This window comes from Brevibacterium sp. 2SA (genome assembly GCF_005502845.1).
Classification (GTDB): Bacteria; Actinomycetota; Actinomycetes; order Actinomycetales; family Brevibacteriaceae; genus Brevibacterium.
In genome coordinates this window covers 1-1,383 of sequence record NZ_SCMW01000110.1, presented here as the reverse complement: position 1 = coordinate 1,383, position 1,383 = coordinate 1, and the positions used below count along the sequence as shown (strand labels likewise).

Sequence of the window (1,383 nt, the reverse complement as noted above, 5' to 3'; positions counted from 1 at the left end):
GGCAGCTCCCGACCGCCAGCCCCACCGACCACCCAGAACGACCACCCGCGCCGACGTCGACCGCCTCGAACGGCCACCCAGAGTGACCACCAAGCCCCACCGCTTCCCCGACTGAAGGACCACCCCCATGATCTCCGACGGCTTCCTCTTCATCAGCGTGCTCATCGCGATCGCCGCCGCCCTCGTCATCGCCGGCCAGAGCGGCCGCTTCCGGATCTTCGCCTACGTGCCCGGCTTCGTCTTCCTCTACATCATCGCGGCGCTGCTCAACACGCTCGGCGTCTTCGACCACTCCGACTCCGTCACCGAGGTGGGTGACGGCCTGCGCACGGCCCTGCTGCCGGCGATGATCCTCCTTCTCCTCTTCAAGTGCGACATCCGGCAGATCATCCGGCTCGGTCCCAAGCTGCTCCTCACGTTCGCCGTGACCGCCGCGAGCATCGTCGCCGGCTTCCTCGTCAGCTATCTCATCCTCCGCTCGGTCCTCCACCCGGAGGCGTGGAAGGCGCTCGGTGCCCTCAACGCCTCGTGGACCGGCGGGTCGGCGAACATGGTCGCGGTGCAGGAGATCCTCCAAGCGCCCGAGGACGTCTTCGGGTACGTCCTCATCGTCGACACCGTCATCTACTCGTTCTGGCTGCTGCTGATCTTCTCCTCCGTGACGGTCTCCGACCGCTTCAACCGCTGGACGAAGGCGGACACCTCGAAGCTCGAGGTCACCTCGACGGCCGACGACGAGGAGAAGCCGCTGACGATGCCCGCGCTCTTCGGGCTCCTCGGCTTCGCCCTCCTCGTCTCCGCTCTGGCGATCCAAGCGGGTGAGCTGCTGCCGGAGATCGGCACCGTCATCAACGCCTCGACGTGGACGATCCTCATCGTCAGCGTCCTCGGGCTCATCATCGGCTCGACGCGGTTCGGCCGAGTGCGCGGCTCGAGCGAACTCGCGACGATCATGCTCTACATCATCATCGGCATCATCGCCTCGGGCTCCGACTTCACCTCGCTCACGCAGGCTCCGCTCTACCTCGTCGCCGGGCTCATCGTCATCGTCGTCCACGCCGCCATCATGCTCGTCTACGCGAAGCTGACGAAGACCGAGCTCTTCAGCATCGCCGTGGCGAGCACCGCGAACATCGGCGGCATCGCCTCGGCACCGGTGGTGGCCGGGGCCTTCAACCGGCAGCTCGTGCCCGTCGGCGTGCTCTTCGCGCTCATGGGCACGTTCCTCGGGACCTTCCTCGGCCTCGCCTCGGCGCAGATCATGTCCGGCCTCGGGTGAGGCGCAACGTCGGGTGAGGCCCTGCGTCGGGTGAGGCGCAGCGTCGGGTCAGACCCAGCGTCGGATGAGGCGCTGCGTCGGTCCTGCCGCGCCAGCGTAGATCC

General features: G+C 67.4%; 1 protein-coding gene. It reads left to right on the top strand.

Annotated features, from left to right (window positions below; genetic code table 11):
• Window positions 1-127 precede the first annotated feature (127 nt).
• Window positions 128-1,279 carry a DUF819 family protein gene (locus FFS20_RS17795; RefSeq protein WP_137827100.1) on the top strand — a complete coding sequence of 384 codons (1,152 nt, stop codon included), beginning with the start codon at window positions 128-130 and terminating at the stop codon, window positions 1,277-1,279.
• Window positions 1,280-1,383 lie beyond the last annotated feature (104 nt).

Coding starts and splice junctions, on each gene's coding strand:
- FFS20_RS17795 (WP_137827100.1), top strand. CDS start 128: ATGATCTCCGACGGCTTCCTCTTCATCAGCGTGCTCATCGCGATCGCC.